The sequence below is a fragment of the Sporolactobacillus pectinivorans genome (assembly GCF_002802965.1).
Classification (GTDB): Bacteria; Bacillota; Bacilli; order Bacillales; family Sporolactobacillaceae; genus Sporolactobacillus; species Sporolactobacillus pectinivorans.
The window spans coordinates 110,615-128,965 of record NZ_NXGA01000001.1 but is presented as its reverse complement, the minus strand read 5'-3'; the positions used below and the strand labels follow the sequence as shown (position 1 = coordinate 128,965).

The window sequence follows — 18,351 nt, the reverse complement described above, 5'->3', positions numbered from 1 at the left end:
CGCGGCTCTTTTGGCTTAATTTGTTTATTTAGTCAAACGCGTCCACACATTCATCGAACAGATCCTTGTTTTCCTTGATTTTTGATTCATTTCCGAAGACGCAGATATGATTCTGATCGGTAATTGCTTTAAGCAGCGTGGCAAATTGCTGAATGTCTGTCGGTTTTGCTGCCAGCACTTCTTCACGTATCCGCTGTACGTCTTTTTCAGCTACGTGGGCGAAGTAGCGCTCGTCGGAAAGTTCACCCTTCGTGCTCGGGGTCAGCGGAGAATCGAGATTGGCTATTGTTCCGATAATATACTTTGTCATCGAAAACTCATCTGCTTTGAAAGAAGAGGCGAAACCGGCCGCTTCATCATAAATTTTCAGCGTTTCGCGAAGGTTCGGATCGCGGTAGGACCAGAAAATAAAATTGCCGGACGATTCCGCGGAAACACCGCAGCCGTAAGCTCCGCCCATCACGCGTACCCGGTTCCACAGATAGTCAAGTGTCAGAATTTGCTTCAGAACAAGCAGCTGGCCTGTATAAGTGAATCCAAGTTGTTTAAAATTAGCACCCTTGGCTGCGTACTGGATTTTGCTTGATGTCATCAGGCCTTCGTTGCGGGACGGAATCAAGGCAACCGGCTGAGCTGCCGCGGGCGCATCTGAATAAGAAGTCAGGCCAAGTTTGCCAAATTGAGCGTGCACACGATCAAAAATTTCACGATCGCCGGTCAGGCCGATGACGAGCCGGTCTTTGCTAAATAGAGCTCCGGTAAGTGCGCGTAAGGTGTCGGCCGCTTTGGCATAGCTCTCATCAAAATTCTGATCCAGACTGCGGATGAACTGATAAAAAGTCAGACCCCTGAGCCGTTCTTTATAGGCTGCGGATTTGGAAAAATAGGCACCAACCCTTCGCACAGCAACGGACTGGCCGCTCTGATTGAACGCAATTTCCATTCTGGATTTGATCTCCTTGATGATCGCCTTGAGCCGTTCTTTATTGTCAAAACGGCTGTTATAAAGGATCTCATGAATCAGATCAAAAGCTGCCGGCAGTTTGTCCTGAAGAATTTTGGCTTTAACGGAAAACTGGGTCGTATAGACATCGTCATTATCTTTGTCGGAGATCACATTTGTTTCGAAATGGACATCTCCTGTCTGAATATTTACTTCATTGACCAGTGATTCATAGCTGTACTTCGCCGTATCAATTTTTCCCAGCAATTCTTTAAGCAGCGCGATCCATGGAATCTGGTCTTCAGCGAGAGCGGCTGTATCGAAATAAAGGCTTAAATAAGCAATCTTATTGGTCGGCAGCTCATGATACAAAGTTTTGGCGCCATCAAGATCGATTTCGGATAAAGGAAGCTCTTCAGTTTTCTTATCGATGTCATCAAGTGACAGAAGCGGAATAGTGCGCAAATCTTCGGAACGGTCTTCACTTGCCTGGCGTTCTTGTAACTTTTTCGTACTGGTGACCAGCTGGTTTAATGATTCGGAGTCGAGACTTTGTTTGAATTTGGCCAACTTTTCAGCAACTGTACGGGCTTCTTCGTCAGCAAGCGTCTTGGACGGTTTGACCACAACGAGCGATTCATGGTCGCTGTTCAGAAGATATTTTTCAATCAGCGTTTCAAAATAGTTGCCAGTCAGTGCCTGCTTGATTGTTGCCAGCGTTTTTTCAAATCTTAGATGGGTGAGCGGATCCCCGCCATACAGCCAGCTGTCCATGACTGTAATACTGTAAATCAGCCCTTTCGGCATCGAACCGTAATCGGCTTCACGCAGCTGGAATTCCTTGACATTAATCGCGGCTTCGATCTGTTTTTTATCGATGCCTTTCTTCACCAATTGATTCAGGGTATCAGACACAACCTTTTTAAAAGCGTCTTTCTGGCTCTCATTTGAATTTTTCACGTTGACGGAAAAATAAGGCTGAAGAATGCTGTTGTCGTAGGATCCGAATACATCGCGGCCGATGCCTGCATCAAGAATCGCTTTTTTCAACGGGGCGGCCGGACTGTCAAGCAGCAAATAGTCAAGAATGTCGAAGGCAAGGTAAGTTTCGGGATCGGTCGCTTTCGACACAGCATAGTTAAGACTCAAATAGGTTTTGTCCTGATCGTCTTCGCCGGGCAGAATCGGGTAAGCCCTGACCGTTTCCTTTTTGCCGATCGGTGCCTGAGGTTCAATAGACGAATCCACGTCAATTCTGTCATAGGCATTCAAATACTTTTCATCCAAGTAAGCGAGCTTTTCATCAATATCGAGATTGCCATACAAATAAATATAACTGTTTGCCGGACTGTAGTATTTTTTATGCGAATCGATGAAATGTTCATACGTTAGGTCGGGAATGTACAGCGGATCGCCACCGGATTCGAATCCATACGCTGTATCCGGATACAGTGAGTTCTGATTGGCGCGCATCAATAGGCCTTCAGGTGATGAAAAAGCGCCCTTCATTTCGTTGTAAACGACTCCCTTGAGGTTAATGTCATCTTTAACTTCATTCAGTTCGTAATGCCAGCCTTCCTGTTCAAGAATCTCCTTATATTTATAGATGTTCGGATGGAAAACCGCGTCCAGATAAACATCGATCAGATTTCGAAAATCTTTGTCATTTTTGCTTGCGAGCGGATACATCGTTTTATCGCTGAATGTGAAAGCATTGAGAAAAGTGCTGAGCGAACCCTTCAGCAGTTCGACGAAGGGCTCTTTGACCGGATATTTGTCGGAACCGCAGAGCACTGAGTGTTCAAGAATATGAAAAACGCCTGTATTGTCTTCCGGCGGTGTCCGGAAACTGATCGAAAAGACCTTGTTGTCGTCCTCGTTTTTTAGAAAAAGCAGCTTTGCACCGCTTTTTACATGCTCAAAAAGGAAAGCGGTCGAACTGACATCCTTAACTTCTTCAGTATGTATAAACTTAAATCCGTGATAAATGTTGTTTAGCTGATAGTTTCCCATCCCTGCGACCTCCCAGTCATAACGGTTTACCCGAATAGAACCATTAATGTTTATTATACAGCACTGCTGGCAAATCATGCCTTTTAAAATACTGCACGGCAGCGATTATCCATTATGTATTAAAATGCGCAAAAAACAGACCGGCCATTCCATCAAGCTGGCTCTTTAAAAGGGGGATAAGATTAAATAGGCTAATGGGCTGAATGTCGATCGTTTTAAGGGAGAGAATAAATTGCGGAGGTGTGATCGAATGGGTTATGAATTGAAAACAAAGGAAAATGATTATCGTGTCATTGATTTTATTAATACTGTTGAAAATCAAAAAAAGCATGAGGATGTCTTGAAGCTTCTGGACATTTTCACAGAAACAACAGGTTATCCGGCAAAAATGTGGGGGCCGGGCATCATCGGTTTCGGGTCCTATCACTACAAATATGCATCCGGCCATGAAGGCGATGCGCCTCTTGTCGGATTTTCCCCACGCAAAGCGAGAATCAGCCTGTATTTTGCGACCGGCGATTCTAAGCACGCGGAATTACTGGAGCAATTTGGTAAACACAGTGCCGGGAAAGCCTGCGTGTATATTAATCAGCTGTCCGATATCGATCAACAAATCTTAAAAAAACTCATTATTCAATCCATTAAATTTTTAAAGGAAACGTATCCCGGTGAATAATGATCGGAAAATCATTGTGAAATTTTTTGTGTCTAATGCATTTAAACAAGAATAGTGCGGCTGATTATCAGAACTTGTAGAGATATATCGGAACTTATAGGCCGGATATCAGAACTCAAGGTTCAAGTAGACCTTTTTCATTAACTCTGAGCAAGAAATTGAATCAGTGCGGCGTTGAACGCATCCGCCTGCTCAATCGGCGATCCATGTCCGCTGTTATTAAGCGGATAGAGTGTTGCTCCGGTGATCCGATTCTGAGTCAATCGGCCGCTCTCAAAAGGGATGACTTGATCGTGAACGCCATGGAAAACAGCGGTGGGCACTGCAATACTGCTCAAATCGTTTGTGACATCCTCTCGCGCTAACTCCTGCAGGATTTTGATGGTGGCGTATGGAGCTGCTTCGAGCGAAAGTGCGACAAACCAGTTCAGCATATCCGGACCGAGATTACGGTTGAAGAACATCAGAGAGAGATCATGCAGAAACTTTGGCCGATTGGCATAGATCTGGCTGATCAGGATATTAGCCTGTTCTGGAGATATGCCATAGGGAGAGTCTGCCTGTTTTACAAATGAAGGAAAAGCGGCGTCAACAAGGACAAGCTTTGCGATATGACGGCCTTTATAGCGCGACATGTAGCGAATAGAAACGGCGCCACCGACTGAAAAGCCAAGCAGGATTATATTCTCGAGCTGAAGGGCCTGCAGTACAGCAAAAAGATCATCCGCCAGACGGTTATAAGCATAGCTGCCCCATGGTTTATCAGATTGTCCATAGCCGCGCAGATCAATGCCGATGCAGCGGAATCCGTGCTGAGGCAGCACGTTGAATTGATAGTCAAACATTTTATGATTCAGGGGCCAGCCATGGACAAAGACAATTGTCGCACCACCAGACCCGGGATTGATATCATGGACATAAATGTGGACGTCATGCTCAACTTCTACGTACATTATCCAGCCCCCATTCATCGTAAGCATCCTGTTTTCTATATGAAGGAATACAGGAAATTATACGTTTTTATGGACGGAATAAAGGCGGAAATAATTTCGAGGATGATGGCTATCTATCTCTCAACGATGAGTCGAAGCCCGTGATATAATGAAATAAAATTCAGGAAAAATATAGCGATGCAGAAACAACTATTATTTTTTTATGCCGGGACGTGTGAATTCCCCCTGCTTCTCATAATATTTGGTTACTATTCTGAAAACTGATAAGAATTATTTTCTGTGAGTTTCTGTGAGTAGGTTATTTTTGATTGTTATAGTACAATATAGTTAGGAGTGATGAACATGGAAAGGGATCTGTCTGTCTGTCCGAAATTTGAGCGGGCTTTTCAAGTTCTGGGGAAAAAATGGAATGGTCTGATTATCGAAGTGCTTTTAAAAGGTGAGAGTCACTTCAGCATTATTGCCGATGCGATACCGGAGCTCAGTGACCGGATGCTGGCCGCACGGCTGAGAGAACTTGAGAGCCAGGAAATTGTTGAGCGCTGTGTTGATACCGGCTACCCCGTGCAGGTTACCTATCATCTCACTGAAAAAGGCAGGGAGATCAAACCAGTCCTCGATGAAGTGCACCATTGGGCAGATAAATGGTTTGCCACCGGTACTCAGGAAGAAACGACAAATTAATTTACTTTTTTATGCCGTTACACTATACTTAAGTAAGAATCAGAAAATAAATAAGTGAAGGAGTCTGTTACATGTCAAGTACATTGCAAGCATTCATCAAATCTAATGAATTTCTGGATGGAATTAAAAAGCGCCGCTCGATCTACGCGCTCGACAAGAACGTTAAATCAAGCAAGGAAGAAATAGTGGCAACAATTGAAGAAGCGGTAAAGAATTCCCCGTCGGCTTTCAATTCTCAGTCTGCTCGCATTGCGATTCTGTTCGGCGCAGAAAATGATAAGCTGTGGGGTGAGGGCGGCATTGCCGAGCAGGCCATTCGTAAGGTTCTGCCGGAAGGCCAGTCGTTTGATTCAACAGCTAAGAAGCTCGCTTCGTTCAATGCCGGAGTCGGCACAATCCTCTATTTCGAAGATATGGATGTAGTGGAAGGCCTGCAGAAGAACTTTCCATTATATGCCGACAACTTCCCTGTATGGTCGGAACATAGCACGGGTATTACTCAGTTTGCCGTGTGGTCGGCACTTGCCAATATTGGTATCGGCGGTTCGCTTCAGCACTACAATCCGCTGATTGACGATGCAGTGCGTGATACATTTGCGCTACCTGCAAGCTGGAAACTGCGTGGCCAGATGCCTTTTGGTAACATCGCAGCGCCTGCAGGTCCAAAGGAATTCCAGCTCATTGACGAACGGGTCAAAGTTATCGGCTGATTAGATTAGAATCCATAATCGAAGCAAATTTAAGGATCGAAGCAAAATTGCTTCGATCCTTTTTTGTACTAAAATTTTAGCGGATTATAGTATAAGCGGCCGAACAGATATCGGATCTTCGACTAAGGACGTGCACATCCTGTGCACAACGTCGGAGTCACCGTATCCTGCGGGAAGTACGTCCTGTGGCATGTTCAGCATGAGGCCATCCCTGGATGTCGTAATTAAGGCTCAGTCCGCGCCAGAGGCTTGGTTTTGCCAAGTTTTCTTTACACTTTAAGAGAGTATAAAAATTTCAAGGATTAAAGTGTAAGTGCAACTAGGTCTCTGGCATTGCCTAAAGGCTTGTCAATCGGCAAGTTTTCTTTATCGGAATAAAGATTTAGAAAACGACAGGATATACCGGCAAATTGGAAATTTTTTAAAAATTCAACATCATCTTGCCAATAATAAAAAAATGAGGGTATAATTATAACTAATTTAATTCGAGAATTGATTATGAAACAGAAACAGGGGGGCAATACAAATATGTTAAAGAGATTTTCAATGCTTTCTATTATTTTGGTACTGGTACTAGCTCTGACGGCTTGTGCATCCAGCAGCAGTACCGGGAGTTCAAGCAAGGGCACGGCATCTCAGAAAACGCTGCGTGTCGTGAATGATGCGACTTATGCGCCGTTTGAATACTTGGACAAGGGCCAGATGGTCGGATTCGATGTCGATATTATGAAGGCCTTGGGTAAAGCATCCGGTTACAAATATAATCTTGTCAATGTCGGCTGGAATCCGGTATTTGCCGAACTGAAAGCAAAGACGGCTGACATGAGTATCTCGGCGATTTCGATCACGAGCGACCGTGAAAAGACATATGACTTTTCTGTTCCTTACTTCCTTTCGACAAACAAGATTCTGGTTCCAAAGAACAGCTCGATTAAATCGGGCGCTGATTTGAAAGGGAAGACAGTGGCTGTTCAGACCGGGACCACAGGCCAGACTGCAGTGGAGAAAATCCTTGGGAAAAACAGCCCGAATATCAAGAAATTCAGCACGATCAGCCTGGCTATTATGGAGATGCTGAACCATGGCGCAGACGCAGTTGTTGCCGACAACACGGTTATTGAACAATACGCGCGGCTCAATCCAGGCAAGAATCTGAAAGTTGTTGAAGATAAGAATGCTTTTGTCCCTGAATTTTACGGTATTATGTATCCAAAGGACAGTAAGCTGAAACCTGTTTTTGACAAAGCGATCAACAAGATCTACAGTGACGGAACCTATACCAAGATTTATGAAAAATGGTTTAAGAGCAAGCCGGATCTTGCGACATTAAAGGCACAGCAAAACAAATAAATAAAAATGGGAAAGTGAATAGCCAAAAAGTTGCTTAACAGCGTGTTAGGCAACTTTTTGAGGTTAGGGGAGGATTTATTTGGGATTTCGTTTTGATTTAATCTGGGGCTATCTGCCTTTTTTCTGGAGTGGAGCACTCCTAACTATTGGTTTCTCACTCGCAGGTATTGTTTTTGGAACAATTATCGGTCTCGGTATAGCATTTGGAAAAATGATGAAGAGCAAGGTGCTTGCCGCGCCCTTTGTCTGCTATATTACTTTTTTTCGCGGGACGCCATTATTTGTTCAGATTCTGATCATTCATTTTGGTGTTGTCCCAAAGATTCTGGGTCAGGCAAATGCAATTGTAGCAGGTATTGTCGCCCTGTCTCTGAACGAAGCTGCATACATTGCAGAAGTGTTCCGGGCGGGTATTCAATCGATTGATGACGGACAGATGGAAGCGGCCCGCTCTCTGGGAATGACGCACGGTCAGGCGATGCGTTATATCATCTTGCCCCAGGCTGTCAAGCGTGTGCTTCCGCCGATGGGCAATGAGTTTATCAGCTTAATCAAAGACTCGTCGCTGGTGTCGGCTATTGCCGCGCCTGAGCTTACATACTGGGCACAGGCGATGAATGCGCAATATACCCTGGTTTGGGAACCTTATCTGACCATTGCCCTGATCTACCTCATTCTGACCCTGACAATGAGTTCCCTCGTACATCTTCTGGAAAGAAGGATGGCAACAAAATGATGATAAAAGTAGAGAATCTGAAGAAGTCCTTCGGAGAAAACGAAGTGCTGAAAAGTATCAACCTCGATGTTGAAAAGCAGGAGGTCGTGGTGGTTATCGGTCCGTCCGGTTCCGGAAAGTCGACCTTGCTTCGTTGTATTAATCAGCTTGAAACGATTACATCAGGGCATGTATATATCGAGGATAAAGACATTTCTGATAAAAAAGCGAATATCAATAAAATTCGCCAGGATGTCGGTATGGTTTTCCAGCAGTTTAATCTTTTTCCGCATATGACCGTGCTTGACAATATAATGCTTGCTCCGATGAAAGTTAAGAAGATTTCAAAAGAGCAGGCAAGAAAAACCGCGATTGAATTGCTGAAAAAAGTCGGTCTTGAAGAAAAAGCAGATGCCTATCCGGATTCCCTGTCCGGCGGGCAGAAACAGCGGATTGCCATTGCCAGGGCGCTCGCCATGGAACCGAAAATGATGCTTTTTGATGAACCCACTTCGGCCCTCGATCCGGAAATGGTCGGCGATGTACTGGATGTTATGAAACGCCTGGCCAAGGACGGCATGACGATGGTGGTAGTGACTCATGAGATGGGCTTTGCCCGTGAAGTTGGCGACCGCGTTATCTTCATGGATGGCGGTTATATCGTGGAAGAAAATGAACCGCACGAATTGTTCAGCAACCCGCAGGAGGAGCGGACAAAGGCATTTTTAAGCAAAGTGCTTTAAAGTAGAGCTACTGGTAACTGATAAAAGTAGCTTTCTTTAAAAGCAGTGAAGCGATAATAATATAAGAAGCTACTCATTTGTAAGCAGATGAGTAGCTTCTTTATGATGAGCATATTTGTAAATCCAATTAAGACAAATAAACAGAGAAACAGGACAAAAAAGCACTAAATTTGCGGCTGTTTCAATTTGCCTGGGAAACTAAAAAAAGCGGGGAGGAAAATATCTTCCCGCTTCTCCTGACCGGTTGTCAGATTTCTTTATAGATCCGGACATTCTGGATTTCCGGGATCATGCTGTAAGCGGTCAGCCGGTGCTGACCGTCGTAAAGCCCGAATTCTTTATCGCAGATCAGCGGTGAAAACTTTCCGCCCTCATGGATATAGTCGATCATTTGTTTGACGTTGTCGGTATGGTAATCGTCATAATTCTCGGGATGATTTTCCCATTCCTTGAAGGTCATCAAATTTTTTCCGTTGCTGCTGAATGGACAGGGTGCATCATAAAGAGATTCCTTGTTGACCGTCATCAGGGCGAACCGGTGATCTTCCGTCCCGAATGCATCGTTTTCAATATCGCTGTATCTGCTGCAGATTTCTTTTCCAGTTAAATACTCCGCCATGGCTACCCCTTCTTCGTTTCACTCCGTTCGTTTTCCGGCGCGTTCCGGATTGCGTTTTCGGATGTAATTATAATTTATAATAGTTTTTCTCTTTTTGCAAAAGGATTTGGTTGGCCAGTCGTTGACTTATTCACTATTTTTGCTACACTGAAATCTAATGAAAAAGTTGTGGAAACGGAGGAATTTGAATGTCTGTGGAAAATGTCAGGGCTTATTTCCGACAATTCAGCCGTGAAAAGGATATTATTGAACTTAAACTTTCCAGTGCTACGGTAGATCTGGCTGCGGAGCATCTGCATGTGGAACCGGAGCGTATTGCCAAGACGCTTGCTTTCCGCGGGGAGGATAAGGAAGGGGCAATGCTGGTTGTATCTGCTGGCGATGCTAAAATTGATAACAAGAAGTTTCGCCATACTTTCGGATTTAAAGCGCATATGCTCTCGCCCGAAGAGACTCTGGATCTGGTGGGACATGCCGTGGGTGGCGTATGTCCGTTTGCTCTGAATAAGGACTGGCCCGTATTCATGGATGAATCACTGAAGCGCTTTGGAACAGTGTTCCCGGCATGCGGCAGCAGCAACTCGGCGATTGAATTGAGCATTGATGAGCTTTACAAATTTGGGAATGCGAAGGAATGGGTGGATGTCTGCAAGGGATGGCAGGAGGAGTCTTGAGCCAGTAGATGATCTGCACCGGAGGTCAATTTTCTAAATAATGATACTGCCGTGTTAATAAGCGATGATTTTTAAGTGTATAAACAGCGTGTTCCGGCATATGCATCTTTCAGAACAGGAAGAGGTGTTTATTCTGACCGGCTCTTTAGATACGCTTCTCGATTTTTTCAGCTCGGAATGGTTGCGCCTTCATATTCTGCAGACTGTTGATTTTTATTTTCCACGCTGTATTGATCGCGCCGGGGGATACTTCCATTGCTATCTTGATGACGGCACGGTTTGCGACGAGCTGAATAAGTCACTCGTTGGCACAGCACGCTTTATTTATATTTTCAGTACGGGTGTCCTAGTTGGCGGTCCGTCAGTGTGGAGAAGTGCGGTGGAACATGGGCTTCGGTTCCTGAACGACGGTTTCCGTGATGAGACGCATGGCGGTTACTACTGGCTGCTTAAGGGCAGGTATGTCCCGGATACCGGAAAGTATGCCTATGGACACGCGTTTGTCCTGCTTGCGTTATCGACTGCGTACAAAGCCGGTTTTACATACGTACGTCCATTGATCGATGATATTTTTAATCTGCTGAATCAATATTTCCGGGACAGCGTAACCGGCCTTTACGTCGATCGACTGAGTGAAGATTGGAGCTCAGTCGACCCATACAGAGGCCAGAATGCCAACATGCATCTGTGCGAAGCCATGATCGCAGCTTTTGAGGCAACCGGTGACCGTAAATTTCTCCAAACCGCCTATCGTCTGGCTTATACCGTAACCGTTTGCCTTACCGGAGAAACATACGGGATGATTTGGGAACAATACAGATGGAATTGGCAGCCGGACTGGACATACCACGAGGCATATGCCGGCAATGAGTTCAGGTTATATGGATTTATCCCCGGGCATTCGATCGAGTGGAGTAAGCTACTGATCAAACTCTCTGATTATTATTCTGACCTCTGGATTGTGAACGGGGCGCAGCATTTGTTCCTGCAGGCATGGCAGGCAGGGAAAGACGATTTATATGGCGGGCTGTTCTTCTCCATTGTTCCGGATGGCAGTGTCATTGATGACGGCAAGTATTACTGGGTTATGGCGGAAACAATCGGCGCTTCTGCTCTTCTTGCAGCTAAGACCGGTGATCCGTATTTCCTAGAACTCTATCAGAAAATGTTCTATTATTGCTGGTCCTATTTTATTGATCACATATATGGTGGATGGTATGCTCATTTGGATCGAAAAAACCGGAGAACCAGCCGGATAAAGAGCGGTATAACAAAAACAGATTACCATCCCATCACCAACTGCCTGGAAGCATTTCGCGTTTTTGGTTGGGCCAAAGGGGATCGTTTCGAATTTATCAAATAATTTGAGGAAAAAATTTCCAGTGCAATTTTTGATAGTTTATAGATTGATTTTATAAACTGTATCTACTATAATTACACTAATCTTTATGAAGAGGAATCGATCATATGAACAGTGAATTTACTATCGCCGTCCATTGTCTGATCCTGTTGGCAAGCGTCCCGGACCAAATTTGGAACAGCGAATCGCTGTCGGAAAAAGTGCACACGCATCCTGCCCGGGTGCGGAAGATTATGAGCCTTTTGCGCAATAACAGTCTTGTAGCGACTAAGGAAGGGTTGGGCGGTGGCTATCGGTTAAGTTGTAATCCGGCTGATTGCACACTGGCCAGAATTTACAGAATCACGTCTTGTTCTGCGCTGAAATTGAGCTGGTGTTCCAGCTTCGGTGAGCGTGGAAAAGATGAAGAGGTTGCTGGTATTCAGCGCGTGCTGGATCAGACGTTTTCCCAGGCGGAAAGGTTGCTTGAAATCTATCTCGGTCAGTGGACGATTGATTCTCTCCTTAAGCAATTGGGAAAAGTGACGAAGAATAAGACAAGCCATTTATTGTTGGGGAAAATTCCGGTGCCGGTCGATATGGGCAGCCCGAGAAACCCTTTAAATAACAGGATCGGTGGTGAATGATCATGAAGCAGGAATCCAAGTGGAATAAGGGTGACTGGGTTAAGGGAAGAACAGTCAACGGAGAGCTGATGTATGGCTATATTGTCGATTTTGACAGCGATGAAGGTACCGTAAAGGTTAATGTTGTCGCCTGTGACCGTGAGTCGACGGTCGGCCGGACAGTAGAGACCCTGAATTATCTGATCAAGCCTTTCCCTATTCTGCCAATGAACAATGACCAGCTGCGGAGTATGACTGATCTGGCATTGATCACATCCGACCGCGACTGGTTTATGGATCTGTCATCAAAACTTTCCGAAAGCAAAAAAGCAAGCGGTGATCAAATGACGAGATCCGACGCATGGTTTTGGTCGGCCCAGCGGTAATCGCAACTTAAAAACTACTCCATGAACCGATAGAAAAACGTCCGCGCTTATTATGATGCAGACGTTTTTTTACACTCTAAAAAAATAAAACTCGTTCTGCTGCTCATAAAACAGCTAGGGCTGCAACCAGTGGAATGGTGATAATAGAAAGCAGTGTGGACACAGTCATGAGCCGTGTCGGAAAAGCTGTGTCCGAATCATTGAGCAGGGCAAATAGTATGACTATCCCTGCCACCGGGCAGGATGACAGAAGCACTGTCGTAAGCAGTACGGTTTGACCGATACCGGTAAAATGAAGCAAAACCAGTGTTCCAGTCGGGACGATCAGATTGCGCATCACAATTCCCGGCCAGATTAATTTATCGGCAAACAAACCCAGAGGTGACACGGAAGCCATACTGTCCCCGATTACGATCATACTGAGCGGGGTGTTTAAGTTGCTGAGATATGTAACGCCTGTTGCAAGCAAAGCCGGCAGCCTGATCGAAAACAGGAAAAGTCCAAAACCGATAAAAATGGCCAAAATATTGGGGTTAAACATGTTTTCAATGATTCTTTTTTTTGACTGATGCGTTCGATAGAGGCTGATGCCGTGCGTCCAGCATAAAAGATTGAATCCGGCAAGATAAGGTGTGGCAAAAAAGACACCGGAAGATCCCAGAATACTGCTGACGAGAGGGATGCCCATAAAACCGGCATTAGAATATGTCGTGCTGAATTTCAGTGCGTTTCTGCGTGCACTGTCTTTAATGAAGGAGTTGTTGAATATAAAACGCGCCGCTAATATTGAAAAACCATAAACGACAAGGATACAAATGAGGGAAATAACGAGACCATTCAGCCGATCCGCTGAAAAGGGCCGCTGAAAAGCCTTAAGGATGACGCATGGAGAAACAATGTAGAGCAGAATTTTAGTCATGTCCTTTGCGCCTGTTTTGTGAATGAATTGCCATTTGTGAGCAAAGAAACCGACTACCATAAGCATGAAGATGACGATAACCTGGTGAAGTATGACGGCAAATTCCAAGGGAATGGATACCTCTTTTTAAAAATTTAAATGTTGCAGGATTAGCGCATCGTTTGGACCGATTGAATGATTCAAAAAATAGCATACATTTCAGCCTGTGTAAATGAAACCGGATAGAAGTGTCGATGCGTCAGTTCATTAAAGGAGCTGACTATATTATGGGTGGACGTATGTTGAAAATTATTCCGAACTAAAATAGCGAATTAAAATCATTTTTCAACTAATTGTAATAATTAAGTAAATTTCTTTTTTCAAAAACGAAACTATGAGAAGATATTAAATAAAGGGGGCGTGAACGATTCAGGCACTGGACGATACGTTAACGTTGAATAACAGACTCAAAGGCCCATGTTTTCAGCAATGCAGACTTTTTTGATTTTGAGCTGTCTCCGGAAGACATGGACAGTATTGACGTGCTTAACCAAAACAAAAGGAACAGTGCGGACCCGGACAACTTTAATTTCTGAAAACGGATCAATAGAGGATGATTTTGAAAAAACTTAGCGGGGACCTGCATCCGTTTCGCCAGGCTCATTTTTTTGTTAAAAAAGCATCTAATTAAGGAGTTTTGATTCCATGAGCAATCAGACCGTCGGCACGGAAACACAGAATATCAGAAGAGGGCCAATAACCGTGGCCCTGATCATTGGTGCATTCGTCGCAATATTAAATGAAACTTTTCTTAATATCGCTTTGGCCGATTTAATGCATACCTTTAACATATCGGCAACAACCGTTCAATGGCTTGCGACATCGTATATGCTGGTCATCGGCATCCTGATGCCTGTGACCGCGCTTCTGACCGGATGGTTTACGACCCGGCAGATGTTTCTTGGTGCTATGGGTCTCTTTTTATTGGGGACGATTATTTGCGGCGTCGCACCCAGCTTCGGTTTCCTGCTGGTTGGCCGAGTGGTTCAGGCCGCGGGATCCGGGCTGCTGATGCCGGTCATGATGAATACGATTCTATACATTTATCCTCCTGAAAAGCGCGGGGCAGCGATGGGGCTGATCGGGCTTGTGATCATGTTTGCCCCTGCACTCGGGCCGACTCTGTCTGGCTTGATCATCTCTGCCCTTTCTTGGCGCTGGTTGTTTTATCTTGTCATGCCTCTGGCTGTTTTTTCAATTCTGTTTGCCGCTTATTTTTTGAAAAATGTATCAGAAGTAACCCGGCCTAAGGTTGAAATTCCATCGATTGTTCTATCGACGATCGGTTTTGGCGGACTTGTGTACGGTATGGGATCCGGTTCCGAAGGCGGCTGGCTGGGCCCGGCTTTCATGATTGCCGGAACTGTCTCACTGGTTCTGTTTGTCTGGCGTCAGCTGACCATTCAAAATCCGATTCTTGATTTACGGGCTTTTAAATATCCGATGTTTGCTCTTGCAACGATTATCCTAATTCTTGTGATGATGACTTTATTCTCAACGATGATTCTTTTGCCACTCTATATGCAGAAGGTGATGCTTCTCACCTCATTTGGCGCGGGACTGGTACTGTTGCCTGGGGGATTAATCAACGGGGTTCTCTCACCGTTGATGGGCAAACTTTTCGACAAGTTTGGGCCAAGATGGCTGGTCATACCCGGTATGATAGTTATGAGCATTGTGATATGGCTGCTCAGCAGGCTTACATCTTCGGAAAATTCTCTTTACATTATTATCCTGTATGCGGCGCTGCTCATCGGAATGGCAATGGTCATGATGCCTGTTTCCACAACTGGATTGAATCAATTACCGAAAAAAATGTATCCGCACGGGACAGCAATCATGAATACGCTGCAGCAGGTAGCCGGAGGGATCGGAACGGCACTTTTTGTCGGCATTATGGCTTCCGGATCGCAGGCCTATCTGAGCCGGTCGGCCAATCCAACAGCATCCGATCAAATGCTTAACGCACTGGTGTCGGGAATGAATCGGGCATTTCTGATATCCATGCTGATTGCGGTGGCTTCATTGCTTCTTTCTTTGTTTTTAAAACGGACAACAGCGCCGGAAGAAGAGCAGGCGGGGGAGTAATGAATCAGTTGCGTGGAAACCAGCAAGCTATCTTGTAATAAATGGTTGACAGAATCGTTCATCATTACAATAAATCCTCAAAAGATATCATTCGTTCTCAGACGGAATTTTTACAATTTAGCACCATCAAAAATTAGATGAAATAATCTCGTCAGTGGCACACTAATCTCAGCTTAACTTTTTATCGGGGTGTGCTCTATGGAAAACCTGATTAGGCCGGAGACATACAAAAAGTCTTTCGAACTTTTTTCAGTGCAGCATGTGCTGACGCTGTGTGTTATCGGATTGTTAGCGCTTTTGCTTGTCATATACCGCCGCGGGTTGAGAACGCCGGGCTGGAAGTCGAGTATTCGTTATACATTGGCGGCTATTCTTGTCATTTCAGAAATCAGTTATCAGATTTGGACAATCAGCTTCGGAAAATGGGCACTTCGGTCGTCTCTGCCGATTCAAGTCAGCGATCTTGCCGTCCTGTTGGCAGCGATTATGCTGATTACCAAGAGTTACCGTTTGTTCAGTCTGCTCTATTTTGCAGGAATCGGGAGCTCTATCCAGGCATTGCTGACACCTGACCTCGGAAGTTACGCATTTCCACATTTTCGCTATATTGAATTTTTTTCAGCACATGGCTGTATGATTCTTTCCTGTCTTTACATGATTGTAGTTGAGGGCTACCGTCCGCGTTACCAGTCACTATGGTTTACATTTCTGATTCTCAATGTATACGGAGCCGGCATCTTCTTCTTTGACTGGCTGACGGATGCCAACTACCTGTATTTGATGCGAAAACCTTCGGCATCTCTGCTGAATTTCCTTGGACCTTGGCCATGGTATCTACTGTCGCTCGAAGTCGTTACACTGCTGATATTTCATTTCCTCTACCTTCTTTTAAAAATACGACCAAAGTGTTAACCGGCATCAAACTCTTGCTGTAAAACGGAATAAACGATGACAGGGAGATGGTATGCTATGCATGTACTTGTAATTTATGCTCATCCTGATCGTCAGAGTTTCAATCAGGCTATTTATCAGGAAGTTGTAAAAGGGCTCAAAGACGGCGGGCAGTTATTTGACACGATTGACTTATATGAAGAAGCATTCAATCCGGTGCTTCAATTCAGTCAGGCAAAAAAGAAAGCCACATTAGATAGTGAAGATAGTGATCCGAAAATGGCACGTTACCGGCAGATGATCGACAGCGCGGATCACCTGATTTTTATCTATCCGATCTGGTGGTATGGGATGCCGGCAATATTAAAGGGATTTATTGACCGGGTGTTCATATCGGGATATGCCTATAAGTACGTTCACAATATTCCCAAAGGGTTGCTGCGGGGAAAGTCGGCAACTTTGATTTACACAATGGATTCTCCGGCTTTTTATACCCGGCTGTTCCGGCAAAGCATCGAATGGCGATCAGTCAAAAGGCCGATTTTCTATTTTTGCGGGATCAGGCCGGTAAAAAGGCTGATGTTCCCCGGAGTGAGGACCAGCAGCGAAAAGACAAGAAAAAAGTGGTTGAGAAAAATTTATCTGCTAACTCTGAGAATGAAATGAAAATGGCCTCCCGTCAACCGGGGGGCCATTTTAATCATCGGCATTAGTTAAGTTCCTGATTCTTTGTTTCTTTACCCAGTAAAAGAACAGCCAGAACGGCGATGATGATTGATACGCAGAAAATTGTAAAAATGGCCGCAATCGACATGTGGCTTTCGATCAGATAGCCGACAAGCAACGGGCCGAATATGCCTCCGACACGTCCGAACGCCGCGGCCATACCTGTTCCGGTTCCGCGGATGACTGTGGGGTATTGTTCCGGAGAGTAGGCATAGAGTGCGCCCCATGCGCCGAGATTAAAGAAAGAAAGCAGGATGCCCGATGTCAGCAACAGGGGCAAAGTCGTCGCGATACCGAAGAAAAAAGCAAAGATGGCCGTGCCAAGCAGATAGATGATCAGCACCCATTTTCTACCCCATTTCTCGATCAGCCAGGCGGCAGTGAAATAACCGGGAAGTTGTGCGAACGTCATAATTAGTACATACTGAAAGCTTCTGACCATGCTGAAGCCCTTTAGCTCAACAACTCCCGGCAGCCAGAGGAACATGCCATAATATGAAAATACGACGCAGAACCAGAGGACCCAGAGCATGACTGTGCGCCTGACATATTTGCCCGACCAGACTTCAGCGATGTTCTTCAAAAAGTTCTGTTTTTCAAGCTTTTTCTGCGCTTTAAATTTGGCAGAATCGTGAATGCTCCATCTCAGATATATGGCATAAAAGGCGGGAAGCGCTCCGATAATTAGGGCAATGCGCCATCCATACCGCGGGATCACAAAATAAGAGATCAGTGCTGCCACAATCCAGCCGCCTGCCCAGAAACTTTCGAGCAGGACGACGGTCCGTCCGCGTTTCTCAGTTGCTACACTTTCGGAAACGAGCGTTGATGCGACAGGCAGTTCACCCCCTAGCCCCATGCCGACGAAGAAACGCAGCAAGAGGAAAATGCCGAGCCCCGCAGCCACAGCCGACAGGCCGCCGCCTACAGAAAAGAGCAGCAAGGTCAGAATCAGTACATTTCTCCGTCCGATCCGGTCGGCCATCAGACCGAAGATAAGCGCACCGACTGCCATGCCGATGGAACTGATGCTGCCGATCCAGCCCATCTGAGCTTCATCCAAATTCCACTCCGCTTTAAGTGCAACGATGATGAATGACAGCATGCCGACGTCCATCGCGTCAAACAGCCATGCCAGTCCGGCAACGCCGAGCAGTTTTCTCTCTTCATGATTTGTTGTACTAGACATAATATCCCCCTGAATTGAATAATTGCAGTATCTGAAACATACGACACTTTGTTAGAATGTGTTATAGA

At 45.2% G+C, this 18,351-nt stretch carries 18 protein-coding genes; 13 read left to right on the top strand and 5 right to left on the bottom strand.

Going from position 1 to position 18,351, the window contains the following annotated elements; all coding sequences use genetic code 11:
- Window positions 1-28: 28 nt before the first annotated feature.
- Entirely contained in the window at window positions 29-2,956 is a 2,928-nt protein-coding gene (locus tag COP04_RS00655) for an insulinase family protein (protein WP_100486216.1), read from the bottom strand.
- 250 nt (window positions 2,957-3,206) lie between these two features.
- On the opposite strand from COP04_RS00655, the gene COP04_RS00650 reads away from it, so the two are divergent.
- Window positions 3,207-3,632: a DUF1801 domain-containing protein gene (locus COP04_RS00650; protein ID WP_100486214.1), complete on the top strand. Its 426-nt coding sequence runs from the start codon at window positions 3,207-3,209 to the stop codon at window positions 3,630-3,632.
- A gap of 140 nt (window positions 3,633-3,772) precedes the next feature.
- On the opposite strand, the gene COP04_RS00645 is transcribed toward COP04_RS00650, so the two are convergent.
- Entirely contained in the window at window positions 3,773-4,585 is an 813-nt protein-coding gene (locus tag COP04_RS00645; protein WP_100486212.1) for an alpha/beta fold hydrolase, read from the bottom strand.
- A 342-nt stretch (window positions 4,586-4,927) separates the two neighbouring features.
- Between COP04_RS00645 and COP04_RS00640 the strand changes: the two genes are divergently transcribed.
- The 5 genes from COP04_RS00640 to COP04_RS00620 all read left to right on the top strand — a co-directional run bounded on the left by COP04_RS00640 (window position 4,928) and on the right by COP04_RS00620 (window position 8,787).
- Window positions 4,928-5,269 (top strand): winged helix-turn-helix transcriptional regulator, encoded by a 342-nt coding sequence (locus COP04_RS00640; RefSeq protein WP_100486210.1) that lies wholly within the window; start codon window positions 4,928-4,930, stop codon window positions 5,267-5,269.
- A 71-nt stretch (window positions 5,270-5,340) separates the two neighbouring features.
- A complete protein-coding gene (locus COP04_RS00635; protein ID WP_100486208.1) occupies window positions 5,341-5,979 on the top strand; it encodes a nitroreductase family protein in 639 nt (212 codons plus the stop codon).
- 528 nt (window positions 5,980-6,507) lie between these two features.
- The gene (locus tag COP04_RS00630; RefSeq protein WP_100486206.1) at window positions 6,508-7,329 is read left to right on the top strand and encodes a basic amino acid ABC transporter substrate-binding protein; all 822 of its coding nucleotides are present in this window, start codon (window positions 6,508-6,510) and stop codon (window positions 7,327-7,329) included.
- A 79-nt stretch (window positions 7,330-7,408) separates the two neighbouring features.
- Window positions 7,409-8,065 (top strand): amino acid ABC transporter permease, encoded by a 657-nt coding sequence (locus tag COP04_RS00625; protein WP_100486204.1) that lies wholly within the window; start codon window positions 7,409-7,411, stop codon window positions 8,063-8,065.
- Entirely contained in the window at window positions 8,065-8,787 is a 723-nt protein-coding gene (locus COP04_RS00620; protein ID WP_100489471.1) for an amino acid ABC transporter ATP-binding protein, read from the top strand. Before COP04_RS00625 ends, COP04_RS00620 begins: the two co-directional genes overlap by 1 nt.
- A gap of 247 nt (window positions 8,788-9,034) precedes the next feature.
- On the opposite strand, the gene COP04_RS00615 is transcribed toward COP04_RS00620, so the two are convergent.
- Window positions 9,035-9,406 carry a hypothetical protein gene (locus COP04_RS00615; protein ID WP_100486202.1) on the bottom strand — a complete coding sequence of 124 codons (372 nt, stop codon included), beginning with the start codon at window positions 9,404-9,406 and terminating at the stop codon, window positions 9,035-9,037.
- Between the two features lie 188 nt (window positions 9,407-9,594).
- Here COP04_RS00615 and COP04_RS00610 point away from each other — a divergent pair, with 188 nt between their 5' ends.
- From COP04_RS00610 to COP04_RS00595, 4 genes are all read left to right on the top strand, one after another.
- A complete protein-coding gene (locus COP04_RS00610) occupies window positions 9,595-10,080 on the top strand; it encodes a YbaK/EbsC family protein (RefSeq protein WP_100486200.1) in 486 nt (161 codons plus the stop codon).
- Between the two features lie 100 nt (window positions 10,081-10,180).
- Window positions 10,181-11,443, top strand: a complete 1,263-nt coding sequence (locus tag COP04_RS00605) for an AGE family epimerase/isomerase (RefSeq protein ID WP_100489470.1) — start codon at window positions 10,181-10,183, stop codon at window positions 11,441-11,443.
- 104 nt (window positions 11,444-11,547) lie between these two features.
- A complete protein-coding gene (locus COP04_RS00600) occupies window positions 11,548-12,066 on the top strand; it encodes an Rrf2 family transcriptional regulator (protein WP_100486198.1) in 519 nt (172 codons plus the stop codon).
- Window positions 12,063-12,431, top strand: a complete 369-nt coding sequence (locus COP04_RS00595) for a hypothetical protein (protein WP_239984715.1) — start codon at window positions 12,063-12,065, stop codon at window positions 12,429-12,431. The genes COP04_RS00600 and COP04_RS00595 overlap by 4 nt, the downstream gene beginning before the upstream one ends.
- Window positions 12,432-12,534: 103 nt before the next feature.
- On the opposite strand, the gene COP04_RS00590 is transcribed toward COP04_RS00595, so the two are convergent.
- Window positions 12,535-13,458 carry an AEC family transporter gene (locus tag COP04_RS00590; RefSeq protein ID WP_100486194.1) on the bottom strand — a complete coding sequence of 308 codons (924 nt, stop codon included), beginning with the start codon at window positions 13,456-13,458 and terminating at the stop codon, window positions 12,535-12,537.
- A gap of 576 nt (window positions 13,459-14,034) precedes the next feature.
- Here COP04_RS00590 and COP04_RS00580 point away from each other — a divergent pair.
- From COP04_RS00580 to COP04_RS00570, 3 genes are all read left to right on the top strand, one after another.
- A complete protein-coding gene (locus COP04_RS00580) occupies window positions 14,035-15,477 on the top strand; it encodes an MDR family MFS transporter (RefSeq protein WP_100486192.1) in 1,443 nt (480 codons plus the stop codon).
- A 198-nt stretch (window positions 15,478-15,675) separates the two neighbouring features.
- Entirely contained in the window at window positions 15,676-16,389 is a 714-nt protein-coding gene (locus tag COP04_RS00575) for a YwaF family protein (RefSeq protein ID WP_100486190.1), read from the top strand.
- Window positions 16,390-16,446: 57 nt separating this feature from the next.
- Complete coding sequence (locus COP04_RS00570; RefSeq protein WP_100486188.1) at window positions 16,447-17,034, top strand: NAD(P)H-dependent oxidoreductase; 588 nt, start codon at window positions 16,447-16,449, stop codon at window positions 17,032-17,034.
- Window positions 17,035-17,077: 43 nt separating this feature from the next.
- On the opposite strand, the gene COP04_RS00565 is transcribed toward COP04_RS00570, so the two are convergent.
- Window positions 17,078-18,283, bottom strand: a complete 1,206-nt coding sequence (locus COP04_RS00565) for an MFS transporter (protein ID WP_100486186.1) — start codon at window positions 18,281-18,283, stop codon at window positions 17,078-17,080.
- Between the last annotated feature and the right edge of the window lie 68 nt (window positions 18,284-18,351).

Excerpts from the sequence above, each read along its gene's own strand:
- COP04_RS00655 (WP_100486216.1), bottom strand. The coding sequence starts at position 2,956 with ATGGGAAACTATCAGCTAAACAACATTTATCACGGATTTAAGTTTATA.
- COP04_RS00650 (WP_100486214.1), top strand. The coding sequence starts at position 3,207 with ATGGGTTATGAATTGAAAACAAAGGAAAATGATTATCGTGTCATTGAT.
- COP04_RS00645 (WP_100486212.1), bottom strand. The coding sequence starts at position 4,585 with ATGTACGTAGAAGTTGAGCATGACGTCCACATTTATGTCCATGATATC.
- COP04_RS00640 (WP_100486210.1), top strand. The coding sequence starts at position 4,928 with ATGGAAAGGGATCTGTCTGTCTGTCCGAAATTTGAGCGGGCTTTTCAA.
- COP04_RS00635 (WP_100486208.1), top strand. The coding sequence starts at position 5,341 with ATGTCAAGTACATTGCAAGCATTCATCAAATCTAATGAATTTCTGGAT.
- COP04_RS00630 (WP_100486206.1), top strand. The coding sequence starts at position 6,508 with ATGTTAAAGAGATTTTCAATGCTTTCTATTATTTTGGTACTGGTACTA.
- COP04_RS00620 (WP_100489471.1), top strand. The coding sequence starts at position 8,065 with ATGATAAAAGTAGAGAATCTGAAGAAGTCCTTCGGAGAAAACGAAGTG.
- COP04_RS00615 (WP_100486202.1), bottom strand. The coding sequence starts at position 9,406 with ATGGCGGAGTATTTAACTGGAAAAGAAATCTGCAGCAGATACAGCGAT.
- COP04_RS00610 (WP_100486200.1), top strand. The coding sequence starts at position 9,595 with ATGTCTGTGGAAAATGTCAGGGCTTATTTCCGACAATTCAGCCGTGAA.
- COP04_RS00605 (WP_100489470.1), top strand. The coding sequence starts at position 10,181 with ATGCATCTTTCAGAACAGGAAGAGGTGTTTATTCTGACCGGCTCTTTA.
- COP04_RS00600 (WP_100486198.1), top strand. The coding sequence starts at position 11,548 with ATGAACAGTGAATTTACTATCGCCGTCCATTGTCTGATCCTGTTGGCA.
- COP04_RS00595 (WP_239984715.1), top strand. The coding sequence starts at position 12,063 with ATGATCATGAAGCAGGAATCCAAGTGGAATAAGGGTGACTGGGTTAAG.
- COP04_RS00580 (WP_100486192.1), top strand. The coding sequence starts at position 14,035 with ATGAGCAATCAGACCGTCGGCACGGAAACACAGAATATCAGAAGAGGG.
- COP04_RS00575 (WP_100486190.1), top strand. The coding sequence starts at position 15,676 with ATGGAAAACCTGATTAGGCCGGAGACATACAAAAAGTCTTTCGAACTT.
- COP04_RS00570 (WP_100486188.1), top strand. The coding sequence starts at position 16,447 with ATGCATGTACTTGTAATTTATGCTCATCCTGATCGTCAGAGTTTCAAT.
- COP04_RS00565 (WP_100486186.1), bottom strand. The coding sequence starts at position 18,283 with ATGTCTAGTACAACAAATCATGAAGAGAGAAAACTGCTCGGCGTTGCC.